Here is a 17198-nt window from a genome sequence, read left to right on the forward strand (position 1 = left end):
CTGCGGGTAACCGTTCACCAAAAGATGAGGATTTTATGGCATTTACACTGACCAGTAATGATTTGCGCGATGGCGAAAAAATGCCGGAAACGCAGGTTTTTAACGGCATGGGCTACAACGGCGACAACCTGTCGCCGCATCTGGCCTGGTCCGGCGCTCCGGAAGGCACCAAAAGTTTTGTGATAACCGTTTATGACCCCGATGCACCGACAGGCTCCGGCTGGTGGCACTGGGGCGTGGCGAATATTCCGGCTGACGTCACCGAATTGCCGCAAGGCGCGGGCTCCGGTAAAGGCGGTTTACCTGCCGGTGCCGTTCAGACCCGCACAGACTTCGGCAAAGCCGGTTATGGCGGCGCAGCACCTCCGCAGGGCGAACACCACCACTATCATTTCACCGTATATGCCATCGATACAGAAACGCTGGAAGTGGATGAAAATGCCAGCGGCGCTTATCTCGGCTTCAATGTGCATTTCCATACTCTCGGCAAAGCATCACTGACAGTGATATACAGCTGATTCCTGTGGTATAAAAGACGCAGAAAAGGTGGTCAGTTTTACTGGCCACCGTTTTTTTATTGCGGCGATGACCGCAACATTGAAAAAAAAGAACAATCTTCTTCATCAAGGAGTCAGTCACAGTGAAAATTTCCACCCTGTCGCGCGCGTGCGCTATGTTGTCTGCCAGCCTGATCCTGGCGGCATGTAGCAGCAGCCATCAAGGCTTATCCAGCCAGGTTGCTCCGGGCACCGCGTCACTGCCCGTATTATCTGCGGACGAAGCGGCCAACTTTACAGCGAAAAATTATCTGGCCTTTGGCGGCCCTTCTTTGCAGGTTCAGCAGCAGGGCTGGTTCCCTAAACTGGCAAGCACTGACGGCGCGAAAACCGACTTCGTGGTCGGCCCGCAGTTAGGCACCGACGGCGCGGCTTACGCCAACGTTCAGCAGGCAGTCAATGCCGCGCTGGCAGTGCGTAACCACGGCGAACGTATCTTCATTAAAATCCTGCCGGGCACCTATAACGGCGCGGTTTACATTCCCGCTGGCGCACCACCCATCACCCTGTTCGGTGCCGGCAACAGCTCCGCTGATGTGACCCTGGCACAAGGTCTGGAAGCGTCAGCAGCGCCAGCCGTTTACCGTTCAACCGTCAGCCCTGCCGGTCAGTTCCTGCCAGGTGATCGCGCATTCTATATGTTCCAGAACTGCGCAACGCTGACCACTGAAACCATCGGCACCGGTTGTACCGCGACGGTGTGGTCACAGAGCAGCAGCCTGCAATTGCAGAATCTGACCATTGGTAATTCCCTGCTTGATACCGTGGATGCCGGTGATCACTCCGCTGTGGCACTGCGTACCGACGGAGATAACGTCATTCTGGATAACGTGCGCCTGATTGGCCGCCAGAATACCTTTATGGCAAACACCGCCAATATCCACAATCAGACTGACAACAGCCGTTACAGCCGCGTTTACGTGCATAACAGCCTGATCGTCGGTGATGTGGATTACGTGTTTGGTCGCGCCAATGCGGTGTTCGATCACGTTGAATTCCACACTGTCAGCAGCCGTGGCGTGAAACAGGCGTCCATCTTCGCACCGAATACGCCAGCAACCGCGCCATACGGTTTCCTGGTGATCGACAGCAACCTGACCGGTGACCGTGGTTTCGAACAGGCAGCGAAAGCGAAAATGGGTCGTGCGTGGGACGCTGACGGCGCGAGCAGCCAGCTGGTGATCCGCGACAGCAGCTTCGACAACAGCTATGACCAGATGAACCCGTGGGGCGCTTCCGTCTTCTCCGGCCAGCCGTTTGCAGGCAACGTGCCGAAAGATGAGAAACAACAGCGTAATCTGAACGATACCAACTTCAACCGCCTGTGGCAGTACAACAACGTGCTGACTCAGCCTGCGAAGTAATATCGTCTGAGGTTGTGATTTAACATGATGAAGAACCGCCGGGATTAACTCCGGCGGTTTTTTTTCGTTCTGCGGATCGGGTTTCGCAACTATGTCAGAGCGCGTCGTTTCCCAGGCGGAATACCGACACGGTGCGTTCCAGATTCACCGCCTGTTCATCGAGCGAGGCCGCCGCACTGGCTGACTGCTGAACCAGCGCAGAGTTTTGCTGCGTCACGGTATCCATTTCTGCCACTGCCAGCGCAATCTGGCTGATGCCCCGGCTTTGCTCGTCAGAGGCCGAGGCAATCTCATGAATGATCTGCGTGACGTGGCGGACTGAACCGACAATTTCTTCCATCGTGTCACCGGCTTTTGCGACCAGCTGCGAACCGCTGGTCACGTTGGCGACTGATTTACCGATCAGGCCTTCAATCTCTTTCGCTGCCTGACCGCTGCGCTGTGCAAGGCTGCGAACTTCACTGGCGACGACGGCGAATCCGCGCCCCTGCTCGCCTGCCCTCGCCGCTTCGACGGCCGCATTCAGTGCCAGAATATTGGTCTGGAAAGCGATGCTGTTGATGACGGTGGTGATTTCCGAAATCTGTTTTGAGCTGACGGTAATCTCTTTCATCACACCGACGACATCCGCCACCAGCTTGCCACCGCGAGCGGCAGTGTTTGCGGCATCAGACGCCAGCTGGCTGGCCTGAGTGGCATTGTCGGCGTTCTGTTTCACCGTGGACGTCAGTTGCTCCATGCTCGCCGCCGTTTGCCCGAGCGCGGCAGCCTGTTCTTCAGTGCGTGCAGACAGGTCAATATTGCCCGCTGCAATTTCGCCTGAGGCGCGTGTCACCTGCATCACGCCTTCACGGATATCGCCGATAATGCCGTGCAGGTTCTGGTTCATGGTTTCGATAGCGCGGCTCAACTGTCCGACTTCGTCAAAGCTATGGCTCGAGGCGTGGGTCGATAAATCCCCGGCGGCGATACGCTCGGCGGTTTGCAGCGTGCGGCGCAGCGGCAGTGTCAGCTGACGGGTCATGCGCCACGAAATCAGCGCCCCGGCAATAATGGTCGCCACAATAATCGCCAGCATCTCCGAAATGGTACGGCTTACTTCATGGTGAAGGTTGGTCATTTCATGATTCAGCAAGGTGTTCGACGCCGAAGTCAGCGCCAGTCCGGCGGCGGCAAGTTGTGCGCCTATCTGCTGCGGATCACTGCCTGCGGGAGGATTAAGCGTCTGCTGCCAGCTTTCCCGATAACGGCGGATGTTATCCGGCATGGTATCGACCAGTAACTGGTCGCCGCTGGCCCAGGAATGCGCCGCAACATCGGCGCGGACGGTGTCGAGTTTATCCAGCGCCAGACGGTTTTCTTCAACAAATTTCATGTCTTTGCTGGCCATGTAGGAAAGACGTGAAAATTTGGCCTCGTTTAGCAGGTCGTTCATGCTTTTAAGCAGCGTGGATTTTTCGGCGCGTTGATTGATGCTGGTGAGATGGTAAATACCGGATAAGGCGATTGAGGATCCCAGTAGCAACACCAGCGCAAAGCCTGCGCCGAGCTTGTGAGCGATGGTGGCGTGGCGAAACCGGCCAGCGATCCCTGAAAGTACATTCATTTTCTTCTCCCTGATTTCCAAAAGGACTGACTCTGAAGCGGCAGATGCCACCGAAGAATGAGTGAAATACGGGAGAGTTATCGACCAGTGCGGAATAACATTTAGTGGAAAGTGGAAATTATTCTTAACTATTGGTGAGAAGCATCAGGCAATAAAAAAGCCCCTTATTACAGAGGCTTGATCATAATATCACGACGGGATTATTGATCAGCTGAAAAGTAAACATAAGCAAAACTGACCAGTCACTCAATGTGATTAATTAATTTCCAGAATGCTTACCCACATCGCGCCTTTGCCCACCGGGTAGGTTTTGAGCGTCGTCAGCTGACCGTTTTTCGGATCAATTTTCGCCACTTCAATCGCATCAGATTTCTGACCAGCAGTGATCACGTACTGACCAGAATGATCGATATTGAAACCGCGCGGCTGTGTCTGAGTGGCGTGATGCCCGACCAGCTCCAGTTCGCTGCCATCCGCGGAGACGGTCATGATGGAAATCAGGCTCGCGGTACGGTCGGAAGCATAGAGATATTTACCGTCAGGCGTAATGTGCAAATCGGCTGCCCAGCAGGTGCCGGTGAAATCAGCAGGCATAATGCCCAGCGTCTGCACCTGACGATATTCGCCGCTGGCGACATCTTTCTGGTACACATCCACACTGCTGTTCAGCTCATTTACACAGTAGGCAAAATGATGATTCGGATGGAATGCCATATGGCGCGGACCGGCACCTTCCACTGTTTTCAGCTCAGCGGAAGCATGAGGCGTTGCCTCACCTTTCACGCTGAAATCAAACTGACGGATGCGGTCTTCTTTAAGCGCAGGGATCATCAGCAGATGGTTGGTCGGGTCGATGTTGGCGGAATGCGGCGCCTGAATATTTTCCAGAACCTGAACCGGCGCCAGCGCGTGACCTTTTTCATTCAAAGGATGAATGCTGACATTGTTGAAGCTGTAAGAAGCCGAGAACACAAAACGCCCTTGCAGATCGATGCCCAGATGCGTCGGACTGCCCGGTAATGGCGCCATCGCACCCTCTTCCAGTTTGCCTTCACCATCAATGTGGTAAGTCAGCACGCCAAATTCAGGGCGAACGCCGACGTACAAGCGATGACCATCAGGATGGATAACCATCGGCTGAACCTGTCCCGGAACTTCAACCGTTTGCAGCAGGCTCAGCTCACCATTGTCTGCCAGACGAAAAGCGTGGATTTGCTGGCTCTCAGGGCTGGCAACGTAGACAACTTGCTTCATCACATCTCCTTATTAAGAATCAAATAGTTGTAATACCCAAAATAGTTCGAGTTGCAGGAAGGCGGCAAACGAGAGACAAATCGGTCAGGAACCGATTTGAACAGCGCTTGCGCTGGCCCGCAGGGTGAGCCTCAGGGACGAGGCTCATTAATCCCGATGAGCTTACTAAAGTAAGTGATTCGGGTGAGCGGGCGCAGCCAACGCATCTGCAACTTGAAATATGCCGGGTATTAAGCGTAGCTCAGGTTAACACGATTCCCCAACGCTCTGGCGGCACCTTTAGTGCCGGAAGCGCGGTTTAATTAGCAGGCTAAAAAAGGTAATATGGCGATAATTTCCCCGATCCTCCCTCACTTACGACGGACTGCTCATGACTTATCGCATTATCGCGCTCGATCTCGACGGTACACTGCTGGACCGCCAAAAACGTATCCTTCCTGAATCCCTTGCCGCTCTGGCGGATGCCCGCGCACAGGGTGTCAAAGTGGTCGTGGTTACCGGACGTCATCATGTGGCGATACATCCGTTTTATCAGGCATTGCAGCTCGATACACCTGCTATCTGCTGTAACGGTACGTATTTGTACGATTATCAGGCACGTAAGGTCTTAACGTCTGATCCACTCGACCGTGTGAAAGCCAAAAAAGTGATCGACCTGCTGGAGTATCACGGTATTCACGGTTTGCTGTATGTCGATGACGCCATGCTGTATCAGCAACCCAGCGGCCATGTGAGCCGTTCTATCGCCTGGGGACAAACTCTGCCGGAAAATCAGCGCCCGAACATCATTCAGGTTAACAGCTTACGCGAGGCGGCTGATGAAGCGCAGTCCATCTGGAAATTCGCAACTTCCCATCAGGATCTCGATGCATTGCATACTTTTGCAGCGCAGGTAGAAAACGAGCTGGGTCTGGCGTGCGAATGGTCGTGGCACGATCAGGTGGACGTCGCCAAAGGCGGCAACAGCAAAGGCCGTCGTTTGCAGGAATGGGTCGAATCTCAGGGCATGAGCATGCAGGATGTGGTCGCGTTTGGTGATAACTACAATGACCTGAGCATGCTGGAAAATGTCGGTCTGGGTGTGGCGATGGGCAATGCGGCGGATGCTATCAAAGAGCGCGCTGCGCTGGTCATCGGTGACCACGAAACGCCAGGAATTGCAGACGTTATCCGCAGTAAAGTGCTGAACTGATAAGTGTTGTACGCCTTCCCATGTCTTACAGGGAAGGCGTTATTCTTCTGACCCGGACATGGGTTATTCTTCTTGCTCTGCTTTCTGTACTTTTACCGCGTTCACCGCTTTCACCTTCGCCGGCCTGACAGAACGGAGGATCCGACAGTTGTTCTCGTCGAAGTAACGGCTTGGCCAGATGCTTGACGGCGGAACACCGAGCGCCTGCGCAATCAGCATTTCACCTTTTGCCCAGGGACGTGCCAGCGCGTTTGCCAGCGTTGAAGACCCCAATCCTGCCTTGCGTGATACGGCGGCCAGTGTGGTTCTTTTCTTGCGTAATCCGGCAATAATATCTGCGGGATGCCAGTCATTTTCCATTTTCATCGTTCTTCCTTTCGTGATTGATACAGCCTTCAGAAATCTGCACTACACTTTTCGGTTACAACGTTCAGTAACTCTAAACAACAATGATGTTAAGGGATGCTTAACATAACGTCAATACAGTTTTTATGGTTATTGGCTATGATCCCTCACCGACTGAAGTCAGCACGAGCAAAAGCAAAACTTACGCAGGAAAAATTAGGTGTTTTAGCGGGTATTGATGAAAGCACCGCACGCTCGCGGGTTTCTCAATATGAAAGCGGCACGTACAGCCCGAACTTCGACACCATGTGTCATTTCGCCCGCGTACTGAACGTGCCGGAATGTTATTTCTATATCATTGACGATGCGTTTGCCGAACAGGTTCTGGCGCTTTACGAAGTTTTCCGCGCTCCGGTCAAATAACGCACGCCAACGTTAACGGTTCACCGACACGCTTTTGATCTGCGCATACAGCCACTGTCCGGCGCGGATCATCAGTTCGTCTCGTGCCCATGGCGTAATGCGGGCCCAGATAATATGGTCGGCCATCGCCAGTTTCACTTCGACCTGATTGCCGATATCCAGACATTCCAGCACCTTGGCGGGCAGAATATTACGGATACTGCTGTTGTTGGCCGTCGGTTGCAACACCAGTGAAACGTCCGTGGAGTTCACACGAATACGCAGCGGTGTGCCGGGTTCTTCCTCTACTTTGCTTATCCACAACCGCTGATCTCCCACCGCCAGCGCCGTCATTTCATAACGCGGATGATGTTCCAGCACACTGACATTCAGCACGCTGCTCTGCTCTGCTTTTGGCAGCCAGGGACGCATGACATTGCTCGCCCAGACGTCTTCCAGCGCGCCCATCGCCAGCACGTTGCCAGCATCCAGAACCAGCACCTTTTCCGCCAGCCGCAAAATCTCATCCAGGCTGTGCGTTACGTATAAAATCGGGATGCTGACTTCCTGCGCCAGACGCTCCAGATACGGCATCAGTTCCCGTTTGCGCGGGATATCCAGTGCCGCCAGCGGTTCGTCCATCAGCAGAATTTCCGGCGCAGTCAGTAAGGCACGGCCAATCGCCACACGCTGCTTTTCGCCCCCGGATAAGGTGAGAGGAAAACGATCCAGCAGGGATTCAATACCCAGCAAACGGACGATGCTGTCAAACTGACCGCGCATCGACGCGGCCATGCCGTATTGCAGATTGCCTTTCACGCGATAATGGGGAAACAGCCGCGCATCCTGGAAAACATAGCCCACGCGGCGTTTTTCCGGCGGCAGGAAAATGTTGTTTTGCGCATCTGACAAGATACGGCCGTTTAAGGTGATGCGGCCATTATCAGGTTTGGTCAGTCCGCCGATGGCGTTGATCAGCGACGTTTTTCCTGCGCCCGACAGGCCAAAAATGGCCGTGATGCCTTGCGCGGGTAAAGTTTGCGTAACCTGTAAATCTAAATCGCCCAGCTTTTGACTGAAATCGAGTTCGAGCATTTCAGCCTCCCAGCCGGATACGGCTGCGTTTTGCCAGCCAGTCAGAAATCAGTAACGCTGCCAGAGACAACAGAATGGCCAGCACGCAAAGGCGCGCGGCGGCACTTTCTGCGCCCGGTGTTTCAATGAGGGTATACATCGCCAGCGGAATGGTGCGGGTCTCGCCGGGAATGTTCGACACGAAGGTAATGGTTGCGCCAAATTCACCCAGTGAACGGGCGAAGGCCAGCACCACGCCGACGATGACGCCGGGCACAGAAAGCGGCAATGTAATCGTAAAAAAGACCCGCCACGGTGAAGCCCCGAGCGTGCGGGCGGCGAGTTCCAGTTTAGGATCAACGGCTTCGAGTGACTGACGTATCGCGCGAACCATCAGCGGGAATGCCACCACGGCAGATGCCAGCACAGCACCGTGCCAGCTGAAGCTGAAGCTGAAACCAAACCATTCATATAAACGCTCGCCGATAAAACCGCGACGCCCCATTACCACCAGCAACAAATAGCCGATGACCACCGGCGGTAACACCAGCGGCAGATGAATAATGCTGTCGAGCAGGGATTTGCCGGGAAAGCGGCAGCGGACCAGGATCCACGCCATCAGAATTCCAAGCGGCAGACTGCAAACTACGGCCAGACTCGATACTTTCAGACTGAGAAGTACCGCCTGCCACTCATATTCACTCAACATCATGTCGGTTTGTTAATCCTGAAGTAAATGTGCCGCTAAAGATAAAATATCGGCAAAAATTTAAAAGCCTTTAATCGCGGAAGCCTGTGTCCGCAAAGTATAAACCTTGATGCAGTGGCGTTGAGACAAAAAAGCCACCCCCTGAGGCGATGGCTTACGTATTTTGTTCACGGGCAGATGACGTTAACCGCGCGGGGTGAAACCGTATTTTTTGAAGATTTCAGCCGCAGCAGGCGTTTTCAGATAATCATAGAAACCTTTCACGGTGGCGTTGTCATGGTCTTTCACAATCGCCATCGGGTATTCAACCGGTTTATGGCTGGATGCCGGGAAGATGCCCACGACTTTCACTTTTTTGCTGGCGACGGCGTCAGAACCGTAAACAATCCCGACCGGCGCTTCTTCACGCTCAACCAGCGCCATTGCGGCACGAACGTCGCTGGCACGCGCCAGTTTAGGCTCCAGCGTGGTCCAGGCACCCAGTTTTTGCAGCGCTTCTTTGGCATAGATACCGGCCGGAACGTGGTCCGGATCCCCGACCGCCAGACGGCTGTCGCCAATCAGTTTGGTCCACTCGGTTTTATCAGAGATGTCGACTTTATCAATTTTGCTGTTGGCCGCAGATATCAGCACCAGTTCATTGCCCAGCAAGGTGTAACGGGTGTTATCGACCATTTGTTGTTTGCTGATCGCGTAGTCCATCCACTGCTGATCGGCAGAAATGAACATATCCGCAGGTGCGCCCTGCTCAATCTGGCGAGCCAGCGTAGAAGACGATGCGAAAGAAGAGACCACCTGCACACCTTTTTCTTTTTGATATTGGGTGGCGATATCTTGTAATGCGTTGGTCAGGGACGCCGCGGCGAAAACAGTGATTTTTTCGGCGGCCTGCGCGTGCATGCTGACGCTTGCCACCAGCACGGTCGCGGTAAGTAATCTGCCCCAGGTGTGTTTCATCGGATTTCCTCTGCTGTTATAGATATGGATACGTTATGTAGAGATGAATATAACGAGAAAAAACACGATGTCATCCGGTTTTTCCGCACTCTGCTGAAGAAGCGGTAGTTTTTTGATCTCAGGCGGAAAATCGAGTCTGTTTCCAAAATGAGCCTGTTTTCAAAATGAGTCTGTTCCCAAAAATAGAAAGCCCGGCACAATGGCCGGGCTTCTGGAAAATGCGTTCTCAGAAAACACTCATCTTTCAGTAATGAGGTTTCTCGCGGGACTCTTTAGAGTGACCCACGTGGGAGATGAGGTTAAATACTTCGCCCAGTCCCCAGATCAGGCCCAGGATCACAGCGATGAAGACTGGCACCATGATGGCAGCGAAAATCAAACTTTCTAATAGTTCTAACATGATAGCCTCACTTAGCTGGCTGAACCGCCCGCAGACGGTGTAGGACTTCTTGCATGAAGTCAAAAACGTAAATCAAACTGTGGCAGATAATAACAGCACGGGACTGTAAATACTTTAGCATTTAGCCAACTTGCCTGCCTGCGGGTTTAGCGGCGACAATAAAGCATGATTCATTTAAGGAAGCTGCAATGCAAGCCGAAATTCTCTTAACTCTCAAGCTCCAGCAACGCTTGTTCGCCGATCCACGTCGTATCGAATTACTGCGACAGGTGCGTCACACCGGTTCAATCAGCCAGGGCGCGAAGCTCGCGGGGATCAGTTATAAAAGCGCCTGGGATGCCATCAACGAGATGAATCAGCTTGCGGATGAGTCGCTGGTTGACCGCAGTACCGGCGGCAAAGGCGGTGGTGGCGCCGTGCTGACGCCTTACGGCGAGCGCCTGATCCAACTTTATGAGCTGCTGGCGCAAATCCAGCAAAAAGCCTTTGACGTGCTTAAAGAAGATTCCCTGCCGCTGGACAGCCTGCTGGCGGCAATTTCCCGTTTTTCACTGCAAACCAGCGCACGTAATCAGTTCTTCGGCACCGTCGTGGAGCGCACCCATCAGACCGTCCAGCAGCATATTGATATCCTGCTGGCGGACGGAAAAACGCAAATTCGCGCCGCCATTACCGAGCAAAGTGCCGACCGTCTGGCGCTGACACCGGGTAAAGAAGTGCTGGTGCTGATTAAAGCCCCGTGGATAACCCTCGGATTTAACGCTGAAAACAGCCACAACGCGCTGCGGGGCGAAGTTATCAGTATTCAGCGCGGCGAGAAAAACAGCGAAGTGCTGGTGAAATTACTCAGCAGCGAGACATTGTGCGCCACGGTGCCAAATACTGAGATGGATAAACTGGCGCTGAAAACCGGTCAGACGGTATTTGCTCAGTTTGACGATGACAAAGTCATCATCGCCACCCTTTGCTAAAAACGGGTATTTAATCAGTATCTTGCAAAATCAGCGTTTTCATTTTGCAGAATTGTCAATTGACTTGCGAAGGTGCAGCGCTTATCCCTTATTTTATAATCATTTCAAAATGAGAGATAAAAAATGTCGTCGTTGCATATTTCGCAAGGCGTTTTCCGCCTCAGTGACACCCGAACCCTCACACTTTCCGATCTGACTATCCGCCAGGCCGACAGCTGGGCATTTGTCGGCTCGAACGGCAGCGGTAAATCCGCTCTCGCCCGTGCGCTGGCGGGCGATTTAACCCTGCTGAAAGGCACCCGCGAAAACAGTTTTGCACACATTGTCCGCCTCTCTTTTGAACAGTTACAGAAACTGGTCGCGGATGAGTGGCAGCGTAACAACACCGATTTACTCAGTGAAGGTGAAGACGATACCGGTCGCACAACCGCTGAAATCATTCAGGATGACGTGCGCGATCCGGCCCGTTGCGCCGCACTTGCCGCGCAGTTTGGTATTGAGAAATTGCTCGACCGCCGCTTTAAATATTTATCGACCGGTGAAACCCGCAAAACGTTGCTGTGTCAGGTGCTGATGCAACAACCCGATTTGCTGGTGCTGGATGAGCCCTTTGACGGCCTTGATGTTAATGCCCGCGCCCAGCTGGCAGAACTGCTTGAAAAACTTTCCGCCGAAGGCCAGACAATGGTGCTGGTACTTAACCGCTTCGACGATATTCCTGCGTTTGTGAAAAATGTCGGCGTGCTGGCTGACTGTACGCTGGCGTCGGTGGGCCCGCGTGAACAGGTGATGGCCGACGCGCTGGTCGCACAACTGGCCCACAGCGAAAGCCTGAATGGCATGGCCGTGCCGGAAGCTGAAGATCCAACCGCCCGCATCAGCCCGCCGGCTGGCAGTCCGCTGATCGTGCTGCGTGACGGCGTGGTGCAGTACAACGACAAACCGATTTTGCATAACCTCAGCTGGCAGGTCGATCACGGTCAGCACTGGCAGATCACCGGCCAGAACGGCGCCGGAAAATCCACGCTGCTGAGTCTGATTACCGGCGACCACGCGCAGGGCTACAGCAACGATCTGACGCTGTTTGGCCGTCGGCGTGGCAGCGGTGAAACCATCTGGGATATCAAACGCCACATCGGTTACGTCAGCAGCAGCCTGCATCTGGATTACCGCGTCAGCACCAGCGTGCGCAATGTGATTACTTCCGGCTTCTTCGACTCTATCGGTATTTATCAGGCAGTCTCTGACCGCCAGCGGCTCCTGACGTCGCAATGGCTGGAACTGCTAGGTCTGGGGGGCAATGCCGGTGAGACGCCATTCCACAGTTTATCCTGGGGACAACAGCGGCTGGCGCTGATCGCCCGCGCACTGGTTAAACATCCTGCCCTGTTAATTCTTGATGAACCGTTGCAGGGTCTGGATCCGATCAACCGTCAGCTGGTGCGCCGGTTTGTCGATATTTTGATTGGCGAAGGGGAAACACAGCTGCTATTTGTTTCGCATCACGCCGAAGACGCCCCGCAATGCATTACGCATCGCCTGAGTTTTATCCCTGACGGCGATATTTATCATTATCAGATTGACGCATTGTAACTTTCTTCCCTTTTCCGGGGGCCATCAGCGCGGTCACTACGCCCGCCAGCGCCAGTGCCCCACTGGCTGCTGGATAAAATGAGCACCATTCCCCGGATGTTGTCCGAAAAATCACAATAAAAGCCGATTCATATAACGCAAACAAATCAGTGTAAGCGATTACACTTACCATCAATTCTGACTTAATGCCGGATGTCGCGGGCTTTCTGTACGGCGCACTGTACCTGTTTGCTCATCCTGAAAGGTGCTAAACTGTTTGTGTAAGCGATTCCATTTTATTGGGGATGGATCACCTTTTTCAGCCTTGCAGCGTGATATCGTTGCAGCAAGATAATCATCGGGGAGCTCTTATGTACGTTTTAGTCACAGGTGGTAGCGGTTACATTGGCAGTCACACATGCGTGCAACTGATTGACGCAGGTTATACGCCAATCATTCTGGATAACCTTCACAACAGTAAAGTCAGCGTGCTTGAACGCATTAATACGCTGACCGGCAAAACGCCGCTGTTCTATGAAGGGGATATCCGCGACCGCCCACTCCTCGATAAAATTTTCAGTGAACATCATATTCATTCCGTCATTCATTTCGCGGGCTGGAAAGCCGTGGGTGAATCCGTGGCAAAACCGCTGGCGTATTACGACAACAACGTCACCGGAACGCTGGTGTTGCTCGAAGCGATGCGTGCTGCAGGCGTCAAAAACATGATTTTCAGCTCTTCGGCAACCGTGTACGGCGACCAGCCAAAAACGCCTTATGTCGAAGACTTCCCGACCGGCAATCCCTCCAGCCCGTATGGCCGCAGCAAACTGATGGTCGAGCAAATTCTGGAAGATGTGCAACGTGCGGAACCGGAATGGAGCATGACGCTGCTGCGTTATTTCAATCCGGTCGGCGCGCATCCGTCTGGCCTGATGGGCGAAGATCCGCAAGGCGTACCGAATAACCTGATGCCATTTATCGCGCAGGTCGCGGTAGGTCGTCGCGAATCGGTGGCCATTTTCGGCAACGACTATCCGACCCCAGACGGTACCGGCGTGCGTGACTATATTCACGTGGTGGATCTGGCTGACGGCCATATCGCGGCGATGAAAACCCTGCACAACAAAGCGGGCGTACATATCTACAACCTGGGCGCGGGCTTTGGTCACAGCGTGCTGGACGTGGTTAATGCCTTCAGCAAAGCCTGCGGCAAGCCGGTGAATTACAAATTTGCACCACGTCGCGATGGCGACTTACCGGCGTACTGGGCGGATCCGACGAAAGCCGAGAAAGAGCTGCACTGGAAAGTCACCCGCACGCTGGAAGACATGGCCAACGACACCTGGCTGTGGCAGTCGAAAAACCCGCAGGGCTACCCGGATTAAGGAGCACTAAGGAAAGTTATGACAACGTTTAACCCGATTGACCATCCGCATCGCCGCTACAATCCGCTGACCGATCAGTGGGTTTTAGTCAGTCCGCACCGCGCCAAGCGCCCGTGGCAGGGCCAGCAGGAAGCGGTTTCGCAGGAAGTGCTGCCAGCACACGATCCAGACTGTTTCCTGTGTCCGGGAAATACCCGTGTGACCGGTGATGTGAATCCGAAATACACCGGCACCTACGTGTTCACCAACGATTATGCCGCGCTGATGCCGGACACACCGTTTGCGCCGGAAAGCGACGATCCGCTGATGCGCGTTCAGAGCGCACGCGGCACCAGCCGTGTGATTTGCTTCTCGCCGGATCACAGCAAAACTTTGCCCCAGTTGTCAGTTGAAGCACTGACGGAAATCGTCAGAACCTGGCAGGAACAGAGCGCAGATTTGGCAAAAACTTATCCGTGGGTGCAGGTTTTTGAGAATAAAGGCGCCGCAATGGGCTGTTCGAATCCGCATCCGCACGGCCAGATTTGGGCCAACAGCTTCCTGCCTAACGAAGCCGAGCGTGAAGACCGCCTGCAACGTGCCTATCTGGAAAAACAGGGCTCGCCGATGCTGGTGGATTACGTGCAGCGCGAGCTGGCAGACGGCAGCCGTACGGTAGTCGAAACCGAACACTGGCTGGCGGTAGTACCTTACTGGGCGGCGTGGCCGTTCGAAACGATATTACTGCCGAAAGTGCATGTGAAGCGCATCACCGAGCTTTCTGATGAACAGCGCAGTGATCTGGCGCTGGCGCTGAAAAAGCTGACCAGCCGCTACGATAATCTGTTCCAGTGCTCTTTCCCGTATTCAATGGGCTGGCACGGCGCGCCGTTTACCGAAGGCGACAACGAACACTGGCAGTTGCATGCGCATTTCTATCCACCGTTGCTGCGTTCAGCGACAGTGCGCAAATTCATGGTCGGCTACGAAATGCTGGCTGAAACCCAACGCGACCTGACAGCGGAACAAGCCGCAGAACGTCTGCGGGCGGTGAGTGATGTTCATTATCGTGAGGCCGGAGAAAAACAATGAAACTGAAAACCAAGACCCTGGAAATCTTTGCCGATAAATTTGGCTACCCTGCGACCATCACTATCAAGGCACCGGGCCGCGTAAACCTGATTGGCGAACATACCGACTATAACGACGGCTTCGTATTGCCGTGCGCGATCGACTACGAAACGGTGATCGCCTGCGCGCAGCGTAACGACCGCACCATCCGTGTGATCGCCGCCGATTACGACAATGACGAAGACAGCTTTTCTCTCGACGAACCGATTCTGCACACCGACGCGCACCCGTGGGCCAACTATGTGCGTGGCGTGGTGAAACATCTGATGCTGCGTAACAAAGATTTCTCCGGCGCTGACATGGTGATCAGCGGCAATGTGCCGCAGGGCGCGGGCCTGAGTTCATCGGCATCTCTGGAAGTGGCCGTCGGTCAGGCGCTGAAATCATTGTACGATTTGCCGCTGGATGGCGTGGCGCTGGCACTGAACGGTCAGGAAGCGGAGAATCAGTTTGTCGGCTGTAACTGCGGCATTATGGATCAGCTGATTTCCGCACTCGGCAAGGAAAATCATTCCCTGCTGATCGACTGCCGTTCACTGGAAACCCGTGCGGTGTCTATGCCGACAAACGCGGCGGTGGTGATCATCAACTCCAACGTGAAACGCGGTCTGGTCGACAGCGAATATAATGCCCGTCGCGAACAGTGCGAAGTCGCCGCCCGGTTCTTCGGTGTAAAAGCGCTGCGTGACGTGGATCCTGCCCTGTTCTTCTCCATTCAGGATGAACTGGATCCGGTGGTTGCCCGCCGTGCGCGTCACGTGATCACTGAGAACGACCGCACACTGGCGGCAGCGGATGCACTGGCCAGCGGCGACCTGAAACGTATGGGCGAGCTGATGGCGGAATCTCACGCTTCCATGCGCGATGATTTTGAAATCACCGTTCCGCAGATCGACAAGCTGGTAGAAATCGTCAAAGACGTGATTGGCGATAAAGGCGGCGTGCGTATGACCGGTGGCGGTTTCGGCGGCTGTATCGTAGCGCTGGTTCCGGAAGACATGGTGGAAAAAGTCCGTCATGCCGTTGAACAGCAATATCACGCCCACAGCGGCCTGAAAGAAACCTTCTACGTTTGCACCGCATCACAGGGAGCAGGCATATGTTAAAACCTGAAAACACACAGCTGGCGCCCGACGGCCAGCCGTTTGAACAGGTAACGCTACAGAATGCGGCGGGTGCCACCGCCACGTTTATGGACTGGGGCGCGACCTGGTTATCTTTCACGCTGCCGCTGGCCGACGGCACCTCTCGTGAGCTGTTGCTCGGCTGCGAGTCGCCGCCGGAGTACATGAATCAGAGCGCGTATCTGGGTGCCACCGTGGGGCGTTACGCCAACCGTATCGCACGTTCGCAGTTTGAAGTTGACGGCAAACCGCATCTGGTCGTCGCCAATCAGGGCGTTCATCAGCTGCACGGCGGGCCGGAAGGCTTCCATGCGCGTCGCTGGAAGATCCTCGGGAAAACCGCGCAAAAACTGACGTTCGAATTGTTCTCAGCCGATGGCGATCAGGGTTACCCGGGCAATATGACCGCCAAAGTGCATTATCAGCTGACTGACGATAACCGTCTGGAAATTCGTTATGAAGCGACTGTCGATAAGCTGTGCCCGGTCAATCTGACCAATCACGCCTATTTCAATCTCGACGGCGAAGGCACTGACGCGCGCCAGCATAAGCTGCAACTGTTTGCTGACCGCTTCCTGCCAGTGGACAGCGACGGCATTCCTTGCGCCGATCCGACGCCAGTTGAACATACCGGCATGGATTTCAACGCCGCAAAAACGCTGGCGAAAGATTTCCTCAAGGATCGCGATCAGCAACGGGTGAAAGGTTATGACCACGCGTATCTGCTCAACCGCTCATGCAATGCCGCTACAAATCCGGCAGCACATTTGTGGTCTGCGGATGGCAAAGTGAAAATGACCATGTTTACCTCGGCGCCAGCGGTTCAGCTTTATAGCGGCAATTTCCTCGGCGGAACACCGAATCGCAGCGGCGGCGAATATGCCAGCTATAGCGGTGTGGCGCTGGAAAGTGAATTCCTGCCAGACAGCCCGAACCACGCAACCTGGCCACAGCCAAGCTGCTGGATCAAACCGGGACAGGCATATAAATCTGCCACCACGTATCAGTTCTTCGCGCTATAACGTCCATCATCTTTAACGTCTGTCAGACAGGGTCGCCCGGCCCTGTCTTCATTTATTCCGACTTCTGCAAATTTGTGACTCATGGCGCATCTGTATCAGCACTTTTTCAGCTAAAGGCATTTCCCGCATCTACTCTTAGAGAGTGTCCTGC

General features: G+C 54.2%; 17 protein-coding genes. 10 read left to right on the forward strand and 7 right to left on the reverse strand.

Annotated features, from left to right (window positions below):
• The first annotated feature begins 35 nt into the window (after positions 1 to 35).
• Both ACM615_RS08665 and ACM615_RS08670 read left to right on the forward strand, forming a co-directional pair.
• Entirely contained in the window at positions 36 to 518 is a 483-nt protein-coding gene (locus ACM615_RS08665; protein ID WP_095921239.1) for a kinase inhibitor, read from the forward strand.
• Positions 519 to 640: 122 nt separating this feature from the next.
• Positions 641 to 1921 (forward strand): putative acyl-CoA thioester hydrolase, encoded by a 1281-nt coding sequence (locus ACM615_RS08670; protein ID WP_113877928.1) that lies wholly within the window; start codon positions 641 to 643, stop codon positions 1919 to 1921.
• Between the two features lie 94 nt (positions 1922 to 2015).
• Here ACM615_RS08670 and ACM615_RS08675 read toward each other — a convergent pair whose 3' ends face one another.
• Positions 2016 to 3527 (reverse strand): methyl-accepting chemotaxis protein, encoded by a 1512-nt coding sequence (locus tag ACM615_RS08675; RefSeq protein WP_431011775.1) that lies wholly within the window; start codon positions 3525 to 3527, stop codon positions 2016 to 2018.
• Positions 3528 to 3782: 255 nt separating this feature from the next.
• Complete coding sequence (gene pgl, locus ACM615_RS08680; RefSeq protein WP_113877910.1) at positions 3783 to 4781, reverse strand: 6-phosphogluconolactonase; 999 nt, start codon at positions 4779 to 4781, stop codon at positions 3783 to 3785.
• 370 nt (positions 4782 to 5151) lie between these two features.
• Between pgl and ACM615_RS08685 the strand changes: the two genes are divergently transcribed.
• Positions 5152 to 5973, forward strand: a complete 822-nt coding sequence (locus ACM615_RS08685; RefSeq protein ID WP_113877911.1) for a pyridoxal phosphatase — start codon at positions 5152 to 5154, stop codon at positions 5971 to 5973.
• 63 nt (positions 5974 to 6036) lie between these two features.
• On the opposite strand, the gene ACM615_RS08690 is transcribed toward ACM615_RS08685, so the two are convergent.
• Positions 6037 to 6333 carry a helix-turn-helix domain-containing protein gene (locus ACM615_RS08690; protein WP_132965224.1) on the reverse strand — a complete coding sequence of 99 codons (297 nt, stop codon included), beginning with the start codon at positions 6331 to 6333 and terminating at the stop codon, positions 6037 to 6039.
• 144 nt (positions 6334 to 6477) lie between these two features.
• Between ACM615_RS08690 and ACM615_RS08695 the strand changes: the two genes are divergently transcribed.
• Entirely contained in the window at positions 6478 to 6741 is a 264-nt protein-coding gene (locus ACM615_RS08695) for a helix-turn-helix domain-containing protein (RefSeq protein WP_112291849.1), read from the forward strand.
• A 12-nt stretch (positions 6742 to 6753) separates the two neighbouring features.
• Here the strand turns inward: ACM615_RS08695 and modC are convergent, their stop codons facing one another.
• The 4 genes from modC to ACM615_RS08715 all read right to left on the reverse strand — a co-directional run bounded on the left by modC (position 6754) and on the right by ACM615_RS08715 (position 9860).
• A complete protein-coding gene (gene modC, locus ACM615_RS08700) occupies positions 6754 to 7815 on the reverse strand; it encodes a molybdenum ABC transporter ATP-binding protein ModC (protein WP_113877914.1) in 1062 nt (353 codons plus the stop codon).
• 1 nt (position 7816) lies between these two features.
• A complete protein-coding gene (gene modB, locus ACM615_RS08705) occupies positions 7817 to 8506 on the reverse strand; it encodes a molybdate ABC transporter permease subunit (protein ID WP_112291853.1) in 690 nt (229 codons plus the stop codon).
• Between the two features lie 180 nt (positions 8507 to 8686).
• Entirely contained in the window at positions 8687 to 9460 is a 774-nt protein-coding gene (gene modA / locus ACM615_RS08710; protein WP_431011776.1) for a molybdate ABC transporter substrate-binding protein, read from the reverse strand.
• Between the two features lie 244 nt (positions 9461 to 9704).
• On the reverse strand, positions 9705 to 9860 hold the full coding sequence (locus tag ACM615_RS08715; protein WP_015698087.1) for an AcrZ family multidrug efflux pump-associated protein: 156 nt from the start codon (positions 9858 to 9860) through the stop codon (positions 9705 to 9707).
• A gap of 188 nt (positions 9861 to 10048) precedes the next feature.
• On the opposite strand from ACM615_RS08715, the gene modE reads away from it, so the two are divergent.
• The 6 genes from modE (at position 10049) to galM (ending at position 17047) form a co-directional block, all read left to right on the forward strand.
• Positions 10049 to 10831 (forward strand): molybdenum-dependent transcriptional regulator, encoded by a 783-nt coding sequence (modE, locus tag ACM615_RS08720; RefSeq protein ID WP_159282374.1) that lies wholly within the window; start codon positions 10049 to 10051, stop codon positions 10829 to 10831.
• Between the two features lie 123 nt (positions 10832 to 10954).
• Positions 10955 to 12424 (forward strand): molybdate ABC transporter ATP-binding protein ModF, encoded by a 1470-nt coding sequence (modF, locus tag ACM615_RS08725; protein WP_431011777.1) that lies wholly within the window; start codon positions 10955 to 10957, stop codon positions 12422 to 12424.
• Between the two features lie 350 nt (positions 12425 to 12774).
• A complete protein-coding gene (gene galE, locus ACM615_RS08730; RefSeq protein ID WP_431011778.1) occupies positions 12775 to 13791 on the forward strand; it encodes a UDP-glucose 4-epimerase GalE in 1017 nt (338 codons plus the stop codon).
• 18 nt (positions 13792 to 13809) lie between these two features.
• A complete protein-coding gene (gene galT / locus ACM615_RS08735; protein WP_113877920.1) occupies positions 13810 to 14862 on the forward strand; it encodes a galactose-1-phosphate uridylyltransferase in 1053 nt (350 codons plus the stop codon).
• Positions 14859 to 16007 (forward strand): galactokinase, encoded by a 1149-nt coding sequence (gene galK, locus ACM615_RS08740; protein WP_129638391.1) that lies wholly within the window; start codon positions 14859 to 14861, stop codon positions 16005 to 16007. The genes galT and galK overlap by 4 nt, the downstream gene beginning before the upstream one ends.
• A complete protein-coding gene (gene galM, locus ACM615_RS08745) occupies positions 16001 to 17047 on the forward strand; it encodes a galactose-1-epimerase (protein ID WP_132965183.1) in 1047 nt (348 codons plus the stop codon). Before galK ends, galM begins: the two co-directional genes overlap by 7 nt.
• Positions 17048 to 17198 lie beyond the last annotated feature (151 nt).

The organism is Rahnella sp. PAMC25617 (assembly GCF_050606005.1).
GTDB lineage: Bacteria > Pseudomonadota > Gammaproteobacteria > Enterobacterales > Enterobacteriaceae > Rahnella > Rahnella variigena.